We start from the raw sequence: 21,263 nt of genomic DNA, 5'->3' as shown, positions 1-21,263 counted from the left end.
AGAAACCGTAATCGAAATGAGTGTGGAATCAGTTAGATATATCAAAAAAAGACAAGCCCAACTCATCGTGGAATCTTGTCTTTTTTGCATTATAGGGCATCTTGTTAAGTAGCACTTCGCCTCTAAGCTAATGAAACGGTGTAACCTGCTTGTACACTGGCTTTCACATCTACCAGACGCTGATTACGACTGCCCCGAAAGGGGAGGGTCAGGTCTTTTTGCTGTTCAACAAAACGACCGTCCACAATCACATCACACAAAAGAGCTAGCTCTTGTCGTTCCTGATCCATGAGCAGATCCTCGTAAACAAAGCCCGTATAGGCCCATACAGTTCGGTCCGGACAAGCCGTGCGGAAGTCACGCACAAATTGCGAACATTCTGCTGCTGAGAAAAAAGGGTCTCCCCCGCAGAGAGTCAATCCATCCAACAACGGGTTATCCATCATATCACGGATGACCTCCTGTTGACGCTCGGGCGTGAATGGCTCCCCTGCGCGAAAGCTCCATGAAGCTGGGTTAAAGCAGCCAGGACAGGCATGGCGGCAACCGCTAATGAATACAACGGTGCGCAGGCCGTATCCTTCATTTAGAGATTCCGGAATATAGCCGCACAAATTCACTTATGCTTCACCCGATCGCGAACTTCGGCTTGCTTGGCAGCATTGAAACGAACCGTATAATCTCCTGTCAGATATCCGGTTACCCGACGCAAACGCTGAAAGTGCGTGTGTTCCTCATCTGTGCCGCATTGAGGACAGCTTGTCCCGATAATTCCTTCATAGCCGCATTCCGTACAACGATCCACCGGATGGTTGATGGAGAAGTAGCCGATGTTCTGATGCAGCGCGTACTGAACAATTTTAAGAAACGCATCCGGGTTATTGCGCGCATTACCGTCCAGCTCGATGTATGAAATTGCACCAGCATTACATAGATTATGAAACGGAGCCTCCAAGCTGATTTTGCGAGCAGCAGGGAGCTTGTAATACACCGGAATGTGGAAGGAATTCGTGTAATATTCCCGGTCATTGACCTCAGGGATAATTCCGAAGTCACGTTGATCCAGCAATGTGAACTTGCCCGACAGACCTTCGGCAGGCGTCGCGAACAGTGTAATATTTAGATTGTAGTGTTCACTCATTCGATCACAATACATGCGCATGGAAGTGATGATTCGCTGTGCTTCACGGTATACAGCATCATCTTCCCCGTGGTGTTTTCCATATAATGCTTTCATGCACTCAGCCAGCCCGATAAAACCAATCGAAAGTGTACCGTGCTTTAGGAGGCTTCCTACCTTCTCATCAGGTTCCAGTTTTTCTCCGCCTTCCCATACTCCTTCGCGCATCATAAAGTCCGAAGCTTTGGCTGGCTGGCTGGTCTGGATATGATAGCGATGAATTAGACCGTCTACTGCAATTCGCATAACCTCTTCTAATTTTGCATCAAAGCGATCCCGGTCAGGTGTCAGACGCTTGCCTGTACAAATGCCATATTCAATCCCGAGCCGCACCAGATTAATGGTATTAAATGAGAGATTGCCTTTGCCGCTCTGACGGTTTCTGCCGAAACGGTCAGAAATGGTGCGGGTACGGCAGCCCATCGTGGCAATGATGGTATCCGGGTCATCTGCGCGGTAATAAGGCAGGTTGAAGGTAGCATCCACATTCACAAAATTGGGATACATCCGCTTGCTGGAGCACTCGACCGCCTTTAAGAACAGATCATAGTTGACATCGCCCTCTGCCTGGTTGACCCCTTTTTTACATTGGAAAATATGCTGTGGAAAAATAGGAGTTTCCCCGCTTCCGAGTCCGCGAATTGTGGCTTCCAGCAACGATTGTGAAACAAGCCGACCTTCAGCAGACGTACACATCCCGTAATTCAGCGAAGTGAACGGAATTTGCCCCCCTGCCCGACTGCTCATGGTGTTCAGGTTATGAATGAGCGATTCAGCAGCCTGCCGGGTTTCTGTTTCCGTTTCCTCACAGGCGAATAAATACGAACGAGGACAGACTTCTTGCAGATGGGTATTAGCTAAATGCAGTTCGTCATCAGACCAACTGGAGTCTATTTCTTCCTCGAACAGTCGGAGTCCTTTGCGCAGGTGCTTGCGGAAGGAACGAGCAACGTATGGGGCAAGGTCCCAATCTATTTTATTGGCAGAGACACCACCGAATTGGCTATTTTGCTGAGACTGGAATATGATGGCGACCAGTGCCATCGCAGACATAATCGTTTGTGGTGTGCGCACGGAGCCATTGCCTGTATTAAAACCGTCTTGCAGTAAACGACCAAAAGGGATAAAGATACAATTTGTAGTTCCAAGCGCATATTGGTCCAAATCGTGAACATATACATACCCTTGGTCGATGGCATCCCTCAATTCAGATGGAAGCACACGCAGACGCGCATACCATTTGGCATATTCCGAGCCGAGCTTGCTCATTTTGCCACTGAACGATTCTCCATTTAAATTTGCATTCTCCCGCAGCATGTCCAGATCTTGTGCCCCAATGACCCGCTCGCCGATGTCGTATAATTGATGTTCCTCCAGCACCTTCATCGTAAAACCCTCCATATAGTAAAAAATATATATTTTTCACAAAAACAACATATTGATGATATCTAGTGATAACCAATTGTTTCGATCTATATATTGTATATACGTAAACATTGAGAGTATGTGACTATTGTCACATTGATAGGAGCGGGAGGCATAAAAAGGCCAGGTATAGAATAAGGGACACATCCACAGATATGCGCCTTACTCTATGCCTGGCCACCGCATTTGCGACGAAATAAGTAGGCTTGCAAGTACATAGTATATAATATTGGGATATCAATTTTTAGAAGGTTCAGAGCAGCTTTTTCAGTTGGGACACCCGGCCTTGGGAAATATCGAGCATTTCTGCATATGCTTTTTGTGGCAGATCCGGATGTTCCTGAATCAGCTTGCGGAGCTTTTTTACCATTTCACCTTGCTGCACTCTGGATTGCTTGGGTTGCCAGGTTGTGCTCGTTTGGGGCGGCTTGGTATGCTCTTGAGCCTGGAGGGCATCATTGCCTGTGGCATGGACATGTTCATCGCTTTTTAATAACTGGATGCAATCAGCGCAAATAAAGCTGTCCCGAAAATAAGTTAAATGATCCACTGCGCCGCAAAATTTGCAGGAAACACCTGTGTATTTCCTTAATACAAATCCTTCTTCATCTACGAAGAATTCAAGTGAATCCCCGATATTGATATCCATTGTAGTGCGCATTTCCTTAGGCAATACGATTCGCCCCAACTGGTCCAGAGGCCGTGTCATTCCAGTATTTTTCATCAGCGCTTCCTCCTTCAATGAGATATCCTGATTATACCAAAAAGTATTATTTTTAGCTTTACATATGAAAGGGAAAATGCAATTTTTTTCTTTTATGCTTCGCTTTGTCTTCCATCCAATTTAGGATGATTTCGGTATTGTTGCCGGTGTACTCCTTTTTCGTTATGATATATTAAAACGCTTTCGTGGAAGAACCTTTTATTATCTTAATTAAGCTAAGGAGATGGCGGATTTGAGTCATGAAACAACGGGTATCGAATATTTATTTCAAGATCCGAAGATTCACCTGGACGAGCGTGTACGGGATCTCGTGTCGCGACTAACCTTAGAGGAAAAGATTGAATCCATGCTGCAGTACCAGCCGGCCATTGAACGTTTGGGAGTTGCAGCCTACAAGCACGGTACGGAAGCGGCACACGGGATCGCCTGGTTGGGGGAGGCAACTTCCTTTCCTCAGCCTGTGGGGTTGGCGTGTACATGGGATACGGAGTTAATGCGTCAAATCGGCTCTGTTATTGCAGATGAGGCGCGTGTCTATTACCGGCGTGATCCGAAATTGAACGGCCTAACCCTGTGGGCGCCTACAGTGGATATGGAACGTGACCCAAGATGGGGGCGGAATGAGGAAGCCTACGGAGAAGATCCGTATTTGACGGGTGAATTGTCGAAGGAGCTAGTCAAGGGAATACAGGGTGATCATCCTGTATATTTGAAAGCGGTTGCGACACTAAAACATTTTCTCGGTAACAACAATGAAGTGGACCGGGGAGTCGGCTCCTCCAGCATAGACCCACGGAACCTGCGAGAGTATTATCTGAGAGCTTTCGAGAAGCCTTTCAGGGAAGGCGGAGCCCAATCGATGATGACTTCCTACAACTTGATTAACGGGACGCCTACTACGTTATACCACGGTGTTAACGATATTGTCAGGGGCGAATGGGGGATGGACGGCTTTGTCGTAAGTGATGCGGGTGATGTCATGGGAATTGTCAATGACCATCAATATTACGACTCCCACACGCCAGGCGTGGCTGAATCTATTCGCGCAGGAATTGACAGCATTACGGATGATGCGGAGCTTTCCAAGCAGGCGATTCGAGAAGCTTTGGAGCAAGGAAGGCTACAAGAAGAAGACTTGGATCGAGCACTGTTCCATACGTTCCGTGTTCGTTTTCGTTTGGGCGAATTCGATCCAGAGGCAGACAATCCCTATGCCTCCATCGGGGAGGAGGCATTAATGACAGAGCAAGCCCGTGCATTGTCGTTACGTGCAGCGAGGGAGCAGATCGTACTCCTCAAAAATGAGCAAAAACTTTTGCCATTGAACCCTGCCCGGTGCGGCAAAGTAGCGGTCATTGGTACGCATGCCAATGAGGTATACCGCGACTGGTATTCAGGTACGCTGCCTTACCGGGTTACACCGCTGGAAGCGATCCGCGCCAAGCTGGAAAGTGAGGGCGTAAGGGATCGCGTCGTGTACTCCGATGCGAAAGACCGTGTGACCTTAACGGCGGCGACTGACGGCGCAAAGGTAACAGTCAATTCTTCTGGCGATATGAACCTGTCTCAGGATCGAGAGCCAACCGTATTGACTATGACGGATTGGGGCTATGGCAGTGTGACGCTGAAAGATGAACATCTGGGTACCTATGTGACGAGCGATGAGAAGACGCTCCGCGTGACAGCTGATGAAGCGTATGGCTGGTATGTCAAAGAGGTCTTTGGACTGACTCCTGTGGAACAAGGAGCATATCTGTGGACCACATGGAACGGCAAGCCTGTGAGCGTAGGAACAGAGGGCTCGTTAAAAGTGATGGAGTTCGCATCTCCTGCATCTGGCGCTACAGACTCAAACCATACGACCTTCCATATAGAGACGGTATCCGATGGTTTAGCGGAAGCGATAGCCGCTGCGCAAGCGGCAGATACAGCGATTGTATTCGTTGGAAATCATCCGCTCATTAACGGAAAGGAAGAGAATGATCGCCCAGGTTTGGAATTGGCAGCATCCCAGCAGCGACTTATCGAGGAAGTATATCGCGTCAATCCGAATACGATTGTGGTACTGACGGGTAGTTATCCATTTGCGATTCCTTGGCTTCAAGAACATATTCCAGCGATCATTTACACATCTCATGCGGGACAGGAGCATGGTACAGCCATAGCGGATGTATTGTTTGGAGATTACGCACCAGCAGGGCGTCTGAATATGACCTGGGTTCAGAGTGAGGATCAATTGGGTGATATCAAGGATTATGATATCATTCGCAGCGGTCGAACCTATCAATATTTTAAAGGTGAACCGCTGTATCCATTTGGACACGGGCTAACGTATTCGCCGTTTGAATATAGCAATCTGCATACAGATGCTCATAAGGATAACGTTAAATCTATGGCTGCGCTTGACGCTGCGGATACTCTCCAGGTGTGGGTAGATGTGACGAACCGGGGGGAATCTGCTGGCGAAGAGGTTGTACAGCTATATGTACGCTCTGAAACCTCGCGCGTAAAGCGCCCATTGAAGACCTTGTGCGGTTTTGAGCGCATCCGCCTTGAATCCGGTGAGACACGAATGGTTTCTTTTACGGTTCAGGTGAAGGATTGGGCGATTTGGGATGTCACACGGGATTGCTATTGCGTGGAATCGGGCGAATATACCCTGCTGGCAGGCGCCTCCTCCGCGGATATTCGATTGGAGTATCCTGTGTATGTCCGGGGTGAAGTCATTCCACCACGACAAGCCGGATCAAGGACCCGAGCTGAAAACTTTGATGATTGCTTCAACATCCTGCTGGATGAAAGCAAGGAGCAAAAGGAGGCCTGTGTACGTTCCCGTTCACCACAACGTCCCGGCTGGATCGCCTTTCATGGCGTAGACATGAATACAGTGAGTGTGGCCGAGCTTCAGTGCCGCGTGTCAGGCAACAGCCGTGATGCAGCAATCGAGCTGCATTTGGATACACTGGACAGCCAAGCTGTAGCACGTATGAACGTGGGCAATACAGGAGGAGCACAAGCATGGGTGACGCTCTGCGAAGGGTTACCATCAGTCTCCGGTATCCGTGATGTGTATCTTTCGCTCCGTGGGGAAGTGCGAATAGGTCATTTTACTTTGGGTACTAGTAATCTGGAGGATTCCGGCTTTCAGGCTTGAACTTACATCTGACATCACGTACAATGCATTCAACGAAGTTCATACAGCTTAGGGGTGTCATCTCATTTGAATAGTGAAAAAAGACTACGCACCGCAACGCCCAAATGGCTTGGAATTGCGGTAAAGGCGCTTGTCTATTTGGAAAAACACGGCGAGCTTTGTGCCAGCGGTTCCATTGCCCGCTCCATTGATTGCGAAGTTACCTTGGTGCGCAGGGTGCTGACGCGGCTTGTGCAGGCCAATTTGATTGCAGCACGTGAAGGGCGCGAGGGAGGCTATGTGCTTACCCGTTCAGCGGATCATATTACACTTGCTGACATATACCACGCCATTGAAATATGTGATCCCATTTTCCCGGGTATGATGCATGAACCGGAGACCAACCCTTTTTGTGAGGAGCTGGCGACGGCCGTATCTGAAATTTTAGCTGAGAGCGAACGACGCATGCTGGAGGTATGGGAATCTTATACGCTTGCTTCGCTCGCCAAGCGTACATCACTTGTGTTGGGAAATTGCAGTCATACTAACGATCAGGATGTAAACTCCTCTGCCCAAAGTGATTAATATGTTTTTGTTTAAAGGAAAAATAGCCGATACAACGCTCGAAAGAGGGTTGTATCGGCTATTTTCGTGTAAGGGTCTGCTTCAAATTATATTTCATATGAGCAAACCCGGTTACGTCCCGCCTTTTTAGCTTCATATAGCGCTTTGTCTGCCTGTTCCAGCAGGGCCGCCCCAGATATATCTTCTCCTGTACCTGGGAAGGTGGTCAGGCCGATGGACACCGTAACCTTAAGGATGAGCCCGTCCGCCAAAACAAATTCATGCTGATTTACTCCACTAAGAATCTGATTAGCTATGCGTAGCGCTTGCCGAAAAACACAATTTGGCAAGAGTACGGTGAATTCTTCTCCCCCGCTGCGGGTGACTACATCATTAGCACGGCACTTTTCCATTAAAATCTGCCCAAGCTGACGCAGCACGGCATCGCCTGCAGCATGTCCGTAGGTATCATTTACTTCCTTGAAGTGATCAATATCCAACACCAGTACAGATAAGTGTTCATGCCGTTGACGTGCTTGAGGAAGCTCCTCCTCCAATGAAAATTCAAGCTGCCTTCGGTTGCTTAAATTGGTGAGATGGTCTGTATAGGAGGTACGCTCCAGACGGAGTAATAGCTCATTGGAGGTATTGATGGACTCAGCAATGAGGTACAGAAGACATCCACCAACCATCGAAATGAAGAACTGGAGCGGATAAACATGCAGAACATCATCAAGATCTCTCAAATTAACCATCAGGGAACAAAATATAAAGCCCAAAGCAAAAATGTTCATCATAATCAGCTTGGGCAAACGTGACCAGGACAAATGTGATAGTATAGCGCACCCCAGACCGGCAAGCAGCATAAAAACGGCGCCTACAATAGCTTGATTGTTGATACCAAACAGCAAAAGTCTGCCTAGACATATAAAAAGCGTTGCCATAAGCGCAGCTGGACCGCCAATATAGGTTGCGGTAGCTACGATAGCTAGATGACGAAGATCAGCAATGGTATTAAAGCCTACTGGAATAGAGTAGTACATGATGACAATGCCGTAGCACCCAAAAAGAGCGCCTCCAATCCAATGCACCTTTCGCGTTAAGGTGTGTAGACGGATTTTATACCTCTGCGAAATAAGACCGGTTATGTACAAAAAGGTGACTAGGATACAGGTATTTACAAAAAACGTACTGAACAAGATGATAACCCTCCCGAGAGGCATATTCCTTCATTTTATCAAAAAGAACTGACATTAGGCTTAAAAAAAGAAAAAAAATTATTGGAATTTATTACGTTGGGTTGACTTGTAACGTTTCGATTACGTGCGTGGTGCATAACTAGGAATAGATTGAGCATACTCCAAAGATACAATAATTAGGAAATAGGTAGTGTGCTGCTACCATTTTGGAGATGAGGTTTGCTCATGATTCGCTATCCCTATCGCAAACATAATAGAAAATCGGGTGTGGATAAGAAGAATGGAAATTCTCCGCGCTTTTTAAACATCGAGCCTAGTTTGGAAACCAACTTGCAGCAAATTAAGGAATTGACGTCAGATAGCCCGGACTTTCTGATTCGTCGCTTTAAAGTGGGCCTCAAGGCGAATGTCCCCGCCGCTATTGTGTTTCTGGATAGTATGGCCAAAACAGATACGGTGAATGAGCTTATTATGAGATCCATGCTTAGCCGCCCATCTGCTGAAGCGGCTGTTGAGGTGGAGAGCGCAGAAGCACTGTACACAGAAATACAGAGTCACGCGCTTGCACTGGGAGAAGTGAAGGACTGCGATGATTGGAATTCCATGATGGAACAGCTGTTAATGGGGGACACGATCATTTTATTGGAAGGCTGCGAAAAAGCCATTGCGTGCGGCACGCGTGGAGGAGAGACACGAGCTGTCAGCGAGCCAACCACACAGACAGTCGTCAGAGGACCAAAAGACGGATTTGTGGAATCCCTGTTCACGAATATTTCTCTGGTTCGGCGCCGGATTAAAAGCTCCGATCTTACACTGGAAATGTTCCAAGTGGGAAGCACGTCCCTCACGAATGTGGCCATGCTGTATATGAAGAATATTGCAAATCCACGCGTGGTAGATGAGGTTCGTAAACGGATAGAAAGCATCAATATTGACGCTATTTTTGAGTCCGGCATGGTTGAGGAGATGATACAGGAAAATCATTTCACTCCATTTCCAACGATCTTTAACACGGAAAGACCCGATACCATCAGCAGCAATATTATGGAGGGCCGAGTGGCGCTCATTATAGATGGAAATCCGTTTGTATTGGTGATGCCCACAGTATTTGCCCAATTTTTTCAGAATTCTTCAGATTATGAAGAGCGTTACGATATGGCGACGGTTGTTCGGCTCATTAGATATATCAGCTTCATTATTCTTATTCTGGGGCCTTCTCTCTACATTGCCTTAACAACATATCATTATGAAATGATACCGACTCCATTGCTGATCAGCATATTGGCTCAGCGGGAATCCGTTCCTTTTCCGGCATTTTTAGAGGCGTTTATTTTGGAAATCACCTTTGAAATTTTGCGTGAGGCGGGTATTCGAATGCCGCGTGCGGGTGGACAAACGGTATCCGTTATAGGAGCGCTTGTATTGGGTCAAGCGGCGGTGGAAGCCGGAATTGTTACCCCACTGCTTACAATTGTAGTAGCCCTGACGGGGATAGCCAGTTTTGCAATCCCAGCCTACAACATGGCGGTGGCTGGAAGATTGTGCCGATTTATTTTCATGATACTGTCTGCGTCCATGGGGCTATACGGCGTTACATTGGGGCTGATTGCACTGATTGCTCATATGAACAGCCTGAGTTCCTTCGGGGTGCCCTACATGGCACCTTTCAGTCCTTTTGTGCTGGAGAGCCAAAAAGATGCCGTATTGCGACTCCCGTTCTGGATGATGAGGAAGCGTCCTGAAAGCATTACCTCTAAAAACCAGAAACGAAAGAAGGATGGAAGCAGTATTTCCTCATCTGATAAAGCTACACCGATGCAGGAGGGAGGCAATCAGGGTGTATCAGGTGAAGAGGAATGAACAAAGCGCAGTAACGTTTAAGAGGAGAATAGGGAGGCTGTGTTTGGTCTTGCTACTGTTCGCTCCACTGTTATCCGGTTGTTGGGATTCTGTGGAGTTAAACCAAAGAGCAGTAGTAGCGGCTATAAGTATTGATTCAGATGGGGAGTCGGATTTCGAAGTTTCCCTGCAGGTGATCGTGGCAGATGAAATCGCCGGAGCCAAAGCGAGAGGAGATACTCCTGTCGTTTTGTATCGGGCAAAGGGAAAAAATCTGTTTCAAGCGCTCCGCAGAGCTTCACAAAGGGTTCCGCGGGTCATTTCTATGGCGCATACCAAACTGGTTGTTATTGGTGAAAAGCTGGCACGGGCTGGAATCGGAGATATGATGGATTTTCTGGAAAGATCTACAGAAATCCGACTGCCGGTGAAAATGCTGGTGGCACGTGGTAATACTGGGAAGGATGTACTGGCAATCATGACCGCGATCGGCCGTATTCCCGCGAATGATATTTCAGGAAAGCTGGAAACATCGGAGCGTTTGTATGCCGGGGATTACGCGGTGACTATCGACGATGTCATACGCAGCCTGTCTCATAAGGGTGGCGGTCCTGTGCTGACGGGCATAGGGGTCAATGGGAATTTGGAGCAGGCCCCAAGCAAGAGCAATGTGGACAATATTGTACCGAAAGCTATTGTTCATATTAACGGAATGGGGGTGTTCAAAAAGGATCGGCTTGTCCGCTGGCTGGACGATGACCGGGCCATTGGACTGTCTATGATCAACAACAAGGTGAAAAGTGCCCAAACAACACTGAGCTGCGGGAAGAATAAGGAAACCATTGGCATCGAAACCTTGTTTTCTGCAACCAATATACACACTCGGATGGAGCAAGGAGAGCCTATTTTTGTGATTAACCTAAAACAGACCGGGGCAATACAGGAGGCCGAGTGCTCGATTAACTTGCAAAGTCCAGAGGCGATGAAAAGACTGCAGGAGCAATGGTCAGAGGAGACGAAAAAAGTGATCGCTTCAACAGTCAGGGACATTCAGCGTACTCGCAGCGATGTAATAGGCTTTGGCCTCGCGCTGGAGAGGAGCCATCCCCAACAATGGAAGAAGCTCTCTCCCGATTGGAGTCGTTATTTTGCGGAAAGTACCATTCGTATTCAAGTGACTTCTATACTGAAACATACTCAGTCCCGTACTAACCCATATACCAAGGGGGAACCAGACTAGTGAAAAATAGAACGAGGAGGGAAGGCTATGAAAAAAAAGGTGCAGATAGGTGCAAAAGAGATGATCTCTCTTATGGTGTTGTTTGAGATGGGCACATCCATGATGTCTATTCCTGGAAGGAATGCGGGCAAGGATGCATGGATCGCCATCCTCATTTCCACGGTTTTGGGAGCAACGCTTTTTGTATGCTATGGCAGCCTTCACCGACGCTTTCCCAACTTGCTCATGACACAGTATTGCAGAACCCTTTTGGGCAAGAAAGCAGGGAGTACGCTTGCATTTTTATATATCGTGTTTTTTCTTTACGGCGGGGCACGGGATCTTCGGGATACGGGAATCCTGATTGCCGACCGGACACTTCAGCATACGCCGTTGACAGTCATTTGTGCCTTAATGATTGGACTTGTCATGTATGTGATGTATTTGGGAATTGAGGTTGCAGGCCGGACGGCCATCATCATGTTGATTATGCTACTGCTGCTGGGCCTGGCTACGAATATATTAATTTTGTTGGCAGGCATTATAGATATGGGCAATATGCTGCCAATAGCCGAGCATGGCTGGCAGCCGATATGGCAAGTTGTTTATTCGCAAGCCGTGATGCTACCGTACGGCGAGATGGTTACGTTTGCGATGATTCTCCCCACATTAAAAAAGAACTATCGTGCCAACGGGGTAGGGGTCTCTGCTATATTGTTCGGAGGGCTGCTCCTGTCTATGGTTACACTGTCCAATGTGCTGGCACTGGGAGAGGATGTGTTCAAACGGGCGACTTACCCGCTACTGTCGATGATCAGCAAGGTCGAAATATCTGATTTTATCGACAGAATCGATGTCATCGGAGTGATGAGCGTTATTATTTTTGATTTTTTTAAAATATTCATCTTCTATTATGCCGCGGTTAAAGCCGCAGAAGATGTATTGAGAATATCCTACCATAAACTGATCCTGCCATTTGGGCTGATTATGTTAGTCTCTTGTGTATTGATGTCACTGAGCTATCAAGATCACCTTCAAACAGGCGAGTTAGTACTGAAATGGGTGTTTCCGATATTTGCTGTGTTTTTTCCTATCTTGCTGCTAATCGTTTCGTGGCTGAGAAAGACCCGAAATAAAAAAGGAGAGGAAAATGTCTCATGAGTTATCGTCTTGCCGACAAAAAAACATCGGTATCGGTCAAATGCTCGTTTTGATGTTCCGTTTTATTCTGGGAAATGCGGTCGTAAGGGTGCTTGTTCTTTCATTCATTATTTGTTTGCGTTATCCCTTGTTTGTTCTTTCTGCTGGCTCTCTTGCGAAGAAGCAGAGGAAGGAGTAGAAACTTTGAGGAAACGTGACCATTGTGAGAACAGGAAGCGAAATGTGTTACCTATTGGCTTTTTTCCTACATATATGAAGAACACGATAAACATTCCGGCCAGAACGACATATTCCGATGGTCGCATCATGCGAAAAGCCAATGAAATAGGCTCCCAAGGATGACGCGCACCGAAAAGCCATTTGATCGATATGCTTGTTCCGAGCATGAGCAGCATGAAAAGCGTAAATATCCACAGTATCTTCACAAAATATCCCTCCAATAATAAATAAGCTAAGCATGTACTCCTGTATACATTGTGTTGCAAAGCGGCTCAATTTATCCGACGCCATTGACTTGAAATAAATTAAGATTTATACTTATTCTAAATTAATTTTTAATATGATTATAAGTTTAGAATAAATATAATCTGTACTGGTTAAGGGAGATGCGATATGAGAACTTTAAATTTAACTTCGCAGCGCCAAGCAGTGTATGATGTGGTCCGTGAAGCCCACGATCACCCTACTGCTGCCGATGTTATGAATCGGTTGATGGAGCGCGGATATAATTTGGCCTATGGAACGGTCTATAATTCACTACGTTATTTAACGGATAAAGAATTAATCCGTGAGCTGAAACTCGGGGAAGCGGCTAGCCGTTATGACGGCCGGATGGACGATCACCAGCATATTATTTGTCAGGTATGTGGACGGGTAGATGAAGTGATGAGTGAAGTCCCACACGATTGGATTGATACGGTTGCGCATGAAACGGGATATACTATTGCCCATGCCCATGTCGTATTCGGAGGAGTGTGTAAGGAATGCCAAAGCAAGCGAATCAAGTAACGAATCGCATTAAGGTGGCTGACATGCCTAGACGCGTGAAAGGCAGTTGGACATCGCTGCTGTCTGACCCGTCTACAACTGCGGTGCAGACCGTCCCTTCGAATGAACCTTTATATTGTCCGACTACACGCCGCATCATTTTGATCAGTTCCGTACCGGGTGTAGTTCACGGTGTGGTGCGTACGTTGTCAGATGCGTGTTTTGACGTGATGGTCTTCCATCGCTGGGAGCCTGAAGTACAGCGTCATTTGGGGAGCGATCTCTTGATTTACGATTTAACCGCCACCGATCCACGGAGTGAATTGCTGAATATCCGCAATGACCTTGAGCATGAGTATATGAAGGACACGCCAGTCATGTATGTGGTTCAGGATCGGATGTCTGTGCATGCGAATGATCTGCTTCCTTCGGAAGAGGTGCTGATATGGCCGCTGGCATCCAGCCAAATGGTGCATGATATTGAACGGATGATTGTGCGTCATCCGGTGGTTTCCCGTCAGGCAGCGCAAACCAGCCGTCGTACAGTGTTCAAGGACATCTGGATTGACCGTGATAAAATGTTGGTATATAAGGAAGAGAATCCATTAAATCTGACCAAAACAGAATACGATTTACTGTTGAAGCTGATAGATGCTCAAGGAAAAGTGATCTCCCGGGAGCAGATGATGCATGATATCTGGGAAACCGATTTTGTTGGTGGCAGCAATGTTGTGGATGTGCATGTCAAAAGCTTGCGCAAAAAGCTGGACGATCGGCCTGCAGAGCCCGAATATATTGCTACCGTAAGAGGTGTAGGATACAGATTGGCAGATTAAACGAAGGTTATGAATATCGATGAATTTCCGCCGGATGTAGGCCATCCGGCGGTTTGTACATAGATCCTGAAGCTGACACCAGGTGTGATGGTTGACTTTATCAGGATATATACACTACAATCGGTAGTGTGAGGTGCTTCTTATGAAACGACTGAATTTTAAAGCTGGCGAAACCGGACTTAACCGATTTTTCGGACCGCTGGAAGCCAAAATCATGGATATTTTATGGTCCACTTCGGATCGGAGTATCAAAGAAGTGCAGACCGCATTGGAGGGGGATCGGGACTTTAACTTCAATACGGTGATGACCGTGATGAACCGTTTAGTGGAAAAGGGAATTTTGAGCAAAAGTATACGTGGCAGAACGTCCTTATACCGTCCTGTCTTAAGCAGAGAAGAGTTTATGGATGAGCAATCCAAAGAACTGAGTCACGAGTTGGTAGATGAATTTGGCCCGCTAGCTGTCAATCATATGATTGATGCTCTGGAGGTAGCGGATCCGATTCTGATCGAACGTTTGGAACAAAAAATTAAACAATGGAAAAAGGATATGTAGACGATGTGGAAAACACGTTCTAAATTACTGTTTACAGCAGGCGCCTTGATTTCGAGTTTCGCCCTTATACAGATGGGCATGTATGCCGGGCAGCATGTCTTCGGCTGGAAATTGAATTTTAACGTGTTTCAAATTTGCAGAAGTTTGTTGCAGCACTACGGAATCGGCTACATGGTGGATGCGCTCAGCGGGCTAGTTTTGGTTACCTTCGGTATCGCCGGAGGAGAAGCGGTCAGGCAGTGTATGGCTACCAGGGCGGCTTTCCGCAAATTGCACCGAATGCGTAACCTGCCGTTAACCGAAACACTGGGCGAGCGGTATCGTGAACTCGGAACAGACCGGATTTGGGTCATTGATTATGCCAAACCTGCTGCCTTCACTATGGGATTATGGAAGCCACGCATTATATTGTCCTCTGCGTTGTTGTCGGTACTCGACAAGCATGAGGAAGAAGCAGTCATATACCATGAAGCGTATCATATGAAGCATTATGATCCATTGAAGACCTGGTTCCTGCAAATGTGCGCTACACAATTGTTTTACTTGCCGGTGCTACGTCATATTACTAGCCAGTACAAGACGGCCCGTGAAATCTTGGCAGATAACGAAGCGATTCAACGAGCCGGTTCACCGGTTGGGATTGGGAGCGCATTGCTCAAGCTTCTAAGTATGACACCTGCTAACGCCCGTCTGGTAAACTCCGCTGCTTGTTCCTCTTTTGCAGAAACGTCCATTAATTATCGGATTTCACGCATTCTTGATCCTCAGCAAGAGCCGATCATTCGAATGCCTTGGCGTTCCATTATGTTTTCAGGCTATATATTAATCATGCTGACGATTATGTTTACACTGGCATTAATCTAGTTTAGCCAAAAGTTATCTTAAAGGGTGGCGCCTTGTGCGCTACCGATTCTTCATATGCATTACACTACATATTGTAGTGTATTCACCTAATCTGTACACAACTTAAAGGAGATGAGCTTATATGAATCAAACGCTTGCGAATATTGGACTATTATTGGTACGAATCTTTACAGGGGTTATTTTTATCGTTCACGGTGCACAAAAATTTCAGGGACTGGACGGAACCTCCGGCTTCTTCCAAAGCATCGGACTCCCTGGCTGGATGGCTCCAGTGGTCGCTACAGTTGAGCTAGTCGGGGGGATTGCACTGGTTCTGGGTATCGGAACACGATTGGCTGGAGCAGCATTGACCATCGTAATGATTGGTGTATTGCTCACTGCTAAAAAAGGACAGCCTTTTGGGTCGATTGAATTTGATCTGCTGATTCTGTTCACCAGTCTTCAGCAGGCCCTTGTCGGTGGGCGTTTTCTGGCAGTGGATCAGTTTTTTGGCCGTAAAAAGGCTGAAAATAGTAACGTACAGGTCTAAATATTCATATAACCGCGTCCTTAGTAGCATAGGGCGCGTTTTTTATTTTGCTCCTTTGTGAAAATTCTTTGTAAATAATTTGCTACTTTCTGCCGATATAACTTCCATGGAATGTAATGAAATAATATCGCTTTTTGAGCAAAGGGGAAGAAAGATACATGGCAATAACGCGAAAGAGAAAGACCATATGGACCCTCAGGAACAAGTTAATTTTAGGTTTTTTACTTGTTTTGCTGATTCCGAGTTTAAGCATTTCCATTGCAACCTATAGATCATCGTATAATGCTATGGAGAAACAGCTTCACAGCAGTGCAAATCAGGGGGTAACGACAGCTAACTCTGTGATTGAATATGCAATCGCCAGTAAAATTCAAGATGTGGGATATTTGGCGGAACGTCTCGACGGTTCGATGATTGATGGGCCGAACAGTCCCTTGATTCAGCCCAAGCTGATCCAATACATAGGCTTACACGAAGATGCGAAGGATATTTTCGTGGGAACACCGAAGGGGCTGATGATCCGTGGAGTGCCCAAAAAGGATGAAGGCACATTTGACCCTCGCACACGACCATGGTATATCGAAGCGATGAAGCAACCGGGCAAGGTAGCGATCACCCCTGTTATCATCAATTCATCAGGTATTCCTGTAGTCATCGTATCTCGGACTCTTGCCGACCAGTCTGGCGTGATCGGGATCTCTCTGAATCTGGAAAGTGTACGCAAACTGGCTTCCATCAAAGTGGGTCAGGAGGGGTATATCGTTATTCTGGATCACACGAAGAAATTCGTAGTCCATCCTACGGCTAAAGCGGGTTCATTACCTCAGGATAATTCGCTTGACAGGCTGTACACTGCGCCAAGCGGGAGCTTTAGCTATATGTATGAAGGTCACGAAAAATATTTAACCTATGTAACGAATGAGGATACCGGTTGGAAAATTGCAGGTACTTTCTATGTATCCGAGATTAGCGATGCCACCGCTGCCATGCGTTATGTAACCATTTTTGTGCTGGCTGCCTCATTGGTGGTTGCACTTATCGCAATTTTCCTGATTACCCGTTCGGTTCTGGTTCCGATTCGTAAGCTGCAAAAATCAGCAGAACGAATTAGTGAAGGAGATTTGACGGGCGATTTGGAAACAGGAAAAACAGATGAGGTAGGCGAACTCTCTGCCCACTTTCAAACCATGGTGGATAGTTTGCGTACGATGATTCGAAGCGTACGCGAAACAACTGATCGGGTAAGCTCTTCAGCGGAGGAGCTGGCTGCGGGTGCAGATCAGACGACCCAAGCCATTGAGCATGTCACAATTGCTATTCAAGAAGTAGCTGTAGGCAGCGAGCGTCAGCTGCAAAGCGTCAAGCATGGCTCTGCGAGTATGGAGGGGCTGGCTCAGCAAGCAGCGGATGTATCCGAGCGCATGGTGGGCGTATCTGAACATGTGAAAATGAATGCCGAGTCGGCACAGGAAGGCAGCAAGGCTGCTACGCAGGCTGTACAGAAGATGCATGACATCGACGAGACTGTTCATGATCTTGGACAGGCTATGGATTCGCTGAATGAACGATCCGGTGAAATCGTGAATATTATCAGTGTTATATCTGGGATTGCCAAACAGACCAATCTGTTGGCACTGAATGCATCCATTGAGGCTGCGCGAGCCGGAGATCATGGGAAGGGTTTTGCCGTAGTTGCTACAGAGGTACGTAAGCTGGCTGAGGAATCTGCCAAATCGGCTACCTTGATCTCGGAGCGCATTGAAGCGATGCAGGTGGATATGAACCACGCGCTGGGTGCGATGCAACAAGCGCGGGCACGGGTATCCGAAGGTATTGATTCGGTAACCACGTCCGAGCACTCGTTTGCGGAAATCAGTCAGGCTGTTGAACGCGCGATGGGGCATATCCATGACATTACCGGAGTGACTCAGGAAATGGCGCGGGGGACTGTAGGTGTCGTGGATATTATGAGCGACATTTCCCATATTTCGGACGAGGCGGCGAGCAACACCGAGTCGATCTCAGCAGCGGCTGAGCAACAGCTTGCTTCCATAGAGGAGATTGCTTCATCTACAGCAGATCTGAGTCAAATGGCAGAGGAGCTGCGCGAACTGGTTGGACGTTTCCAAATTGAAGAAAAACCATAAAATGATAAAAAGCGCCTGGATACCGGAGGTTATTCCGTATCCAGGCGCTTTTTTGATGTTAATCATCACTTGGTTCGCAGGGTTAGAAGTCACCATTGAATGACTTGCGACGATTCAGACGGAAACGGACACCCCGTGAGCTGTTGGATGTACGCAGAGAGCTTCTCTGAAACATATTGTTCAGAATCAGTGCGAAAATGACCAGTACCGTTCCGTACAGTTCAAAATGACTAATGACATAACCTTGGAAATACATAAGTACCAGTGTGGTAATCGGTACAAAATTAATAAATAGAATTCCGTTCAGTGGAGACAGCTTGCGGATTCCGGCATTCCAGCTAAGCAAGGCCGCTAGCCCTGGAAGCAGGATCATAAAGCTCATTTCATATTTGACTGACCATACGTGCTGCCAATCTGGCACCGTAATCCAGTCAAAGATAGAGGCAAATGTCACGACAACGAAAGAAACCAGAGTACCAAGCAGGCAGGTCAAGGTTGAATATCGCAGAGTAGACCATCCTGCAAAATGGCTGCCCCCCATGGAATATACGACCCACCCGACGACGCCTACAAAAATAAGCAGCAACGCCAGCAAATGTTGTCCGGCAAGCGTGAAAAAGGTCCATTTGCCGTTCGTGATTACCAGTAAGGCCCCAGCCAGCGCAATTACCATGCTGACTAGTGTATATTTTGGAGGCATTTTACGGGTCATGATCCACACCATTGCAATGGAAATCATCGGCATTAACACTTCCATAATGGAGGCTACAAGGGTGCCTGCCGCCCCCATCGCGTGTTGTCCCTGGAAAACAGCCATATTATAAATGGTAAATCCCATAGTTCCAAAGAACAACAACGCCTTGCCTTTGCCCTCAAAGCGAAATGCTGTCCGTCCCTCTTTGAGCCACAATAGCACAATTAATATGAGTGTAACCGAGAAATAGCGTAAAAATGAAAAATACAGTGGATTAATATGCTGTAATGCGATGTGCGACACCGGAAACATAGCCCCCCAGGACATACTGGCGATCAGGCATAATAAAGATCCGGTCATGATCTGTTTGTTCATGGTGTACAGAAGCTCCTCCTTGCCGGTCTCAGCGGACATATCTTATGGACACATCATAAAGGATAGGAAGCTGTTGGTAAAATGATTGAAAATAAACATTATGATCATTTAAAATGATGATAAGTGACAAGGTGCGTCAATTTTGTTGGCCCTTGCCCTTTCACGATAAGGAGGAACAGTAGTGGATCTGAACGATTTAAACATCTTCCAGACGGTGGCTGCACATGGCAGTGTCAGCAAGGCTGCAGCCGAGCTTAGCTACGTCCAGTCCAATGTAACGGCCAGAATCAAGCTACTGGAAAAGGAACTGCAAACGCCTTTATTTTATAGACATAAGCGGGGCATGATCCTCAATGCCGAGGGTAAGCGTCTGCTGCAATATACGAAAAGCATTTTATCGCAATTTGAGGAAATGAAGCATGCGTTCCAGAACAATGCTGCACCTTCAGGGGTACTGGAGATTGGTATCGTGGAGACTGTCATTGCTCTTCCGGCCATTTTACATGCTTACTACAGCAAGTATCCGGATGTCGAATTGTCTCTCAAGGCGGGGGTTACGGAATCACTGGTGCAGGAGGTTGCAGAAATGCGACTGGATGGAGCCTTTGTGACCGGACCGGTCAAGCATCCGCTCATTGAACAGTTTGATGTATTTCAGGAAAAGCTGGTGCTTGTATCTCAAGGAGATGACTTTTCCGTGAACGATTTTGCAACTCGTCCGCTCCTGGTATATAAAAAAGGCTGCGGATATCGGGGAAGACTGGAAACCTGGCTCAAAATGGAGGGAATTATCCCCAAGCGGATCATGGAGTTTGGGACATTTGAGACGATTATCGGCAGTGTAGCGGCAGGCATTGGAATGACCGTTTTTCCCGAATCCTCGATCAGCGGGCTGGTGGCTCAAGGTCTGGTGTGCGGTCATGCCATTCCAGAGCCTTACAATGAAGTGACAACGGTGTTTATCCGCCGTAAGGAGGCTTTCGTGACCAGTACCTTGCAGTCTTTTATAGATGAGATTACCACTCAGACAGAAACGTAGCTTTATCGCTTGGGCTCAGGTACAATGAGAGGGATTTGGATCTCATTGTTCATCCTGAAGGAGGGCTATTATGTTTACAATATATCCGGCGTCTTCCCGGTTCAGCTTCGATAAGGGATGGCTGCGGGGGAGTCACAGCTTTTCATTCGCGGAGTACCAGGATGAGAACAATACAGCGTTTGGTCCTATGCGTGTCTGCAATGACGATGTCATTGCACCAGGTCGGGGTTTTGGAGCGCATCCGCACAGTGATATGGAGATTGTCTCCATTGTGCTGTCTGGGGAGTTGCGCCATGAAGACAACCGTGGGCATGTAGCGGTGACCCGTTTTGGAGGCATCCAGCGAATGTCAGCAGGCCATGGCATCATTCATACGGAGCACAATGCTTCGCAAACCGAGGATGTCAATCTGCTGCAATTGTGGTTTAGTCCGCATACAAGAGGACTGGAACCGTCCTACGAGACTACAGCGTTCAATCCTGAGCGTCTGCACGGTCAGCTTCTGCCTGTCGTTGCTGGAAAGCGTGTACCAGGCACGGAGGGCGAAATAGCTGCAATCAATCAGGATTTAACGATTTATTTAAGCAAGCTTCAACCAGGGGAACAAGTCGAATTCACACAGGCCGAGGGTCGGCGCGTGTTCTTGTTCGTCATTGAGGGCTCGCTGCGTGTGAATGGTGAACATATTCTGCAAGGGCGCGATTCTGCACGTATAGAGGAAGAACCGAAGCTATCATTGAAAGCAGAGGATGCTGTCTTTTATATGCTGATTGATTTGCCCTAAAAGGAGGT

Annotated in this window: 19 protein-coding genes; 13 read left to right on the top strand and 6 right to left on the bottom strand. The window is 47.2% G+C overall.

From position 1 onward, the window contains the following. Positions 1 to 122: 122 nt before the first annotated feature. The 3 genes from nrdG to ACQQ6X_RS14100 form a co-directional block, all read right to left on the bottom strand. Positions 123 to 620 (bottom strand): anaerobic ribonucleoside-triphosphate reductase activating protein, encoded by a 498-nt coding sequence (gene nrdG, locus ACQQ6X_RS14110; protein WP_305165845.1) that lies wholly within the window; start codon positions 618 to 620, stop codon positions 123 to 125. Beyond that, positions 617 to 2,566 (bottom strand): anaerobic ribonucleoside triphosphate reductase, encoded by a 1,950-nt coding sequence (locus tag ACQQ6X_RS14105; RefSeq protein ID WP_305165844.1) that lies wholly within the window; start codon positions 2,564 to 2,566, stop codon positions 617 to 619. Before ACQQ6X_RS14105 ends, nrdG begins: the two co-directional genes overlap by 4 nt. Before the next feature lie 292 nt (positions 2,567 to 2,858). Continuing rightward, the gene (locus ACQQ6X_RS14100) at positions 2,859 to 3,329 is read right to left on the bottom strand and encodes an AbrB/MazE/SpoVT family DNA-binding domain-containing protein (RefSeq protein WP_142612518.1); all 471 of its coding nucleotides are present in this window, start codon (positions 3,327 to 3,329) and stop codon (positions 2,859 to 2,861) included. A gap of 232 nt (positions 3,330 to 3,561) precedes the next feature. On the opposite strand from ACQQ6X_RS14100, the gene ACQQ6X_RS14095 reads away from it, so the two are divergent. Both ACQQ6X_RS14095 and ACQQ6X_RS14090 read left to right on the top strand, forming a co-directional pair. Then, a complete protein-coding gene (locus ACQQ6X_RS14095; RefSeq protein ID WP_305165843.1) occupies positions 3,562 to 6,483 on the top strand; it encodes a glycoside hydrolase family 3 C-terminal domain-containing protein in 2,922 nt (973 codons plus the stop codon). A 66-nt stretch (positions 6,484 to 6,549) separates the two neighbouring features. After that, positions 6,550 to 7,047, top strand: coding sequence for an Rrf2 family transcriptional regulator (locus ACQQ6X_RS14090; RefSeq protein ID WP_305165842.1), 498 nt, complete (start codon positions 6,550 to 6,552; stop codon positions 7,045 to 7,047). An 86-nt stretch (positions 7,048 to 7,133) separates the two neighbouring features. Here the strand turns inward: ACQQ6X_RS14090 and ACQQ6X_RS14085 are convergent, their stop codons facing one another. Continuing rightward, positions 7,134 to 8,225: a diguanylate cyclase gene (locus ACQQ6X_RS14085; RefSeq protein WP_305165841.1), complete on the bottom strand. Its 1,092-nt coding sequence runs from the start codon at positions 8,223 to 8,225 to the stop codon at positions 7,134 to 7,136. A gap of 225 nt (positions 8,226 to 8,450) precedes the next feature. On the opposite strand from ACQQ6X_RS14085, the gene ACQQ6X_RS14080 reads away from it, so the two are divergent. The 3 genes from ACQQ6X_RS14080 to ACQQ6X_RS14070 are packed head-to-tail and all read left to right on the top strand — an operon-like array spanning position 8,451 to position 12,444. Continuing rightward, positions 8,451 to 10,085 (top strand): spore germination protein, encoded by a 1,635-nt coding sequence (locus tag ACQQ6X_RS14080; protein WP_305165840.1) that lies wholly within the window; start codon positions 8,451 to 8,453, stop codon positions 10,083 to 10,085. Between the two features lie 43 nt (positions 10,086 to 10,128). Then, positions 10,129 to 11,304, top strand: a complete 1,176-nt coding sequence (locus ACQQ6X_RS14075; protein ID WP_305165839.1) for a Ger(x)C family spore germination protein — start codon at positions 10,129 to 10,131, stop codon at positions 11,302 to 11,304. A gap of 27 nt (positions 11,305 to 11,331) precedes the next feature. Then, positions 11,332 to 12,444 carry a GerAB/ArcD/ProY family transporter gene (locus tag ACQQ6X_RS14070; RefSeq protein WP_305165838.1) on the top strand — a complete coding sequence of 371 codons (1,113 nt, stop codon included), beginning with the start codon at positions 11,332 to 11,334 and terminating at the stop codon, positions 12,442 to 12,444. A gap of 107 nt (positions 12,445 to 12,551) precedes the next feature. On the opposite strand, the gene ACQQ6X_RS14065 is transcribed toward ACQQ6X_RS14070, so the two are convergent. Further along, on the bottom strand, positions 12,552 to 12,869 hold the full coding sequence (locus ACQQ6X_RS14065; protein ID WP_305165837.1) for a hypothetical protein: 318 nt from the start codon (positions 12,867 to 12,869) through the stop codon (positions 12,552 to 12,554). A 187-nt stretch (positions 12,870 to 13,056) separates the two neighbouring features. On the opposite strand from ACQQ6X_RS14065, the gene ACQQ6X_RS14060 reads away from it, so the two are divergent. From ACQQ6X_RS14060 to ACQQ6X_RS14035, 6 genes are all read left to right on the top strand, one after another. Next, the gene (locus ACQQ6X_RS14060; RefSeq protein WP_013373543.1) at positions 13,057 to 13,452 is read left to right on the top strand and encodes a Fur family transcriptional regulator; all 396 of its coding nucleotides are present in this window, start codon (positions 13,057 to 13,059) and stop codon (positions 13,450 to 13,452) included. Next, positions 13,428 to 14,267 (top strand): winged helix-turn-helix domain-containing protein, encoded by an 840-nt coding sequence (locus ACQQ6X_RS14055; protein ID WP_305165836.1) that lies wholly within the window; start codon positions 13,428 to 13,430, stop codon positions 14,265 to 14,267. The genes ACQQ6X_RS14060 and ACQQ6X_RS14055 overlap by 25 nt, the downstream gene beginning before the upstream one ends. Positions 14,268 to 14,409: 142 nt before the next feature. After that, positions 14,410 to 14,823: a BlaI/MecI/CopY family transcriptional regulator gene (locus ACQQ6X_RS14050; RefSeq protein ID WP_016324858.1), complete on the top strand. Its 414-nt coding sequence runs from the start codon at positions 14,410 to 14,412 to the stop codon at positions 14,821 to 14,823. Positions 14,824 to 14,826: 3 nt separating this feature from the next. Next, positions 14,827 to 15,687: a M56 family metallopeptidase gene (locus tag ACQQ6X_RS14045; RefSeq protein ID WP_305165835.1), complete on the top strand. Its 861-nt coding sequence runs from the start codon at positions 14,827 to 14,829 to the stop codon at positions 15,685 to 15,687. 121 nt (positions 15,688 to 15,808) lie between these two features. Further along, positions 15,809 to 16,216, top strand: a complete 408-nt coding sequence (locus ACQQ6X_RS14040) for a DoxX family protein (RefSeq protein ID WP_305165834.1) — start codon at positions 15,809 to 15,811, stop codon at positions 16,214 to 16,216. A gap of 158 nt (positions 16,217 to 16,374) precedes the next feature. Continuing rightward, a complete protein-coding gene (locus ACQQ6X_RS14035) occupies positions 16,375 to 18,363 on the top strand; it encodes a methyl-accepting chemotaxis protein (RefSeq protein WP_305165833.1) in 1,989 nt (662 codons plus the stop codon). An 82-nt stretch (positions 18,364 to 18,445) separates the two neighbouring features. Here ACQQ6X_RS14035 and ACQQ6X_RS14030 read toward each other — a convergent pair whose 3' ends face one another. Beyond that, the gene (locus ACQQ6X_RS14030) at positions 18,446 to 19,432 is read right to left on the bottom strand and encodes a DMT family transporter (RefSeq protein WP_305165832.1); all 987 of its coding nucleotides are present in this window, start codon (positions 19,430 to 19,432) and stop codon (positions 18,446 to 18,448) included. Between the two features lie 181 nt (positions 19,433 to 19,613). On the opposite strand from ACQQ6X_RS14030, the gene ACQQ6X_RS14025 reads away from it, so the two are divergent. Both ACQQ6X_RS14025 and ACQQ6X_RS14020 read left to right on the top strand, forming a co-directional pair. Next, positions 19,614 to 20,471 carry a LysR family transcriptional regulator gene (locus ACQQ6X_RS14025; RefSeq protein WP_305165831.1) on the top strand — a complete coding sequence of 286 codons (858 nt, stop codon included), beginning with the start codon at positions 19,614 to 19,616 and terminating at the stop codon, positions 20,469 to 20,471. Positions 20,472 to 20,541: 70 nt separating this feature from the next. Further along, positions 20,542 to 21,255: a pirin family protein gene (locus ACQQ6X_RS14020; protein ID WP_305165830.1), complete on the top strand. Its 714-nt coding sequence runs from the start codon at positions 20,542 to 20,544 to the stop codon at positions 21,253 to 21,255. Positions 21,256 to 21,263 lie beyond the last annotated feature (8 nt).

The sequence above is a fragment of the Paenibacillus ottowii genome (assembly GCF_050516475.1).
Lineage (GTDB): Bacteria > Bacillota > Bacilli > Paenibacillales > Paenibacillaceae > Paenibacillus > Paenibacillus ottowii.
The sequence above is the reverse complement of the archived record's forward strand: the minus strand, read 5'-3'. Positions and strand labels throughout refer to the sequence as shown.

Coding starts and splice junctions, on each gene's coding strand:
- ACQQ6X_RS14105 (WP_305165844.1), bottom strand. CDS start 2,566: ATGAAGGTGCTGGAGGAACATCAATTATACGACATCGGCGAGCGGGTC.
- ACQQ6X_RS14100 (WP_142612518.1), bottom strand. CDS start 3,329: ATGAAAAATACTGGAATGACACGGCCTCTGGACCAGTTGGGGCGAATC.
- ACQQ6X_RS14080 (WP_305165840.1), top strand. CDS start 8,451: ATGATTCGCTATCCCTATCGCAAACATAATAGAAAATCGGGTGTGGAT.
- ACQQ6X_RS14070 (WP_305165838.1), top strand. CDS start 11,332: ATGAAAAAAAAGGTGCAGATAGGTGCAAAAGAGATGATCTCTCTTATG.
- ACQQ6X_RS14060 (WP_013373543.1), top strand. CDS start 13,057: ATGAGAACTTTAAATTTAACTTCGCAGCGCCAAGCAGTGTATGATGTG.
- ACQQ6X_RS14055 (WP_305165836.1), top strand. CDS start 13,428: ATGCCAAAGCAAGCGAATCAAGTAACGAATCGCATTAAGGTGGCTGAC.
- ACQQ6X_RS14050 (WP_016324858.1), top strand. CDS start 14,410: ATGAAACGACTGAATTTTAAAGCTGGCGAAACCGGACTTAACCGATTT.
- ACQQ6X_RS14045 (WP_305165835.1), top strand. CDS start 14,827: ATGTGGAAAACACGTTCTAAATTACTGTTTACAGCAGGCGCCTTGATT.
- ACQQ6X_RS14040 (WP_305165834.1), top strand. CDS start 15,809: ATGAATCAAACGCTTGCGAATATTGGACTATTATTGGTACGAATCTTT.
- ACQQ6X_RS14035 (WP_305165833.1), top strand. CDS start 16,375: ATGGCAATAACGCGAAAGAGAAAGACCATATGGACCCTCAGGAACAAG.
- ACQQ6X_RS14030 (WP_305165832.1), bottom strand. CDS start 19,432: ATGAACAAACAGATCATGACCGGATCTTTATTATGCCTGATCGCCAGT.
- ACQQ6X_RS14020 (WP_305165830.1), top strand. CDS start 20,542: ATGTTTACAATATATCCGGCGTCTTCCCGGTTCAGCTTCGATAAGGGA.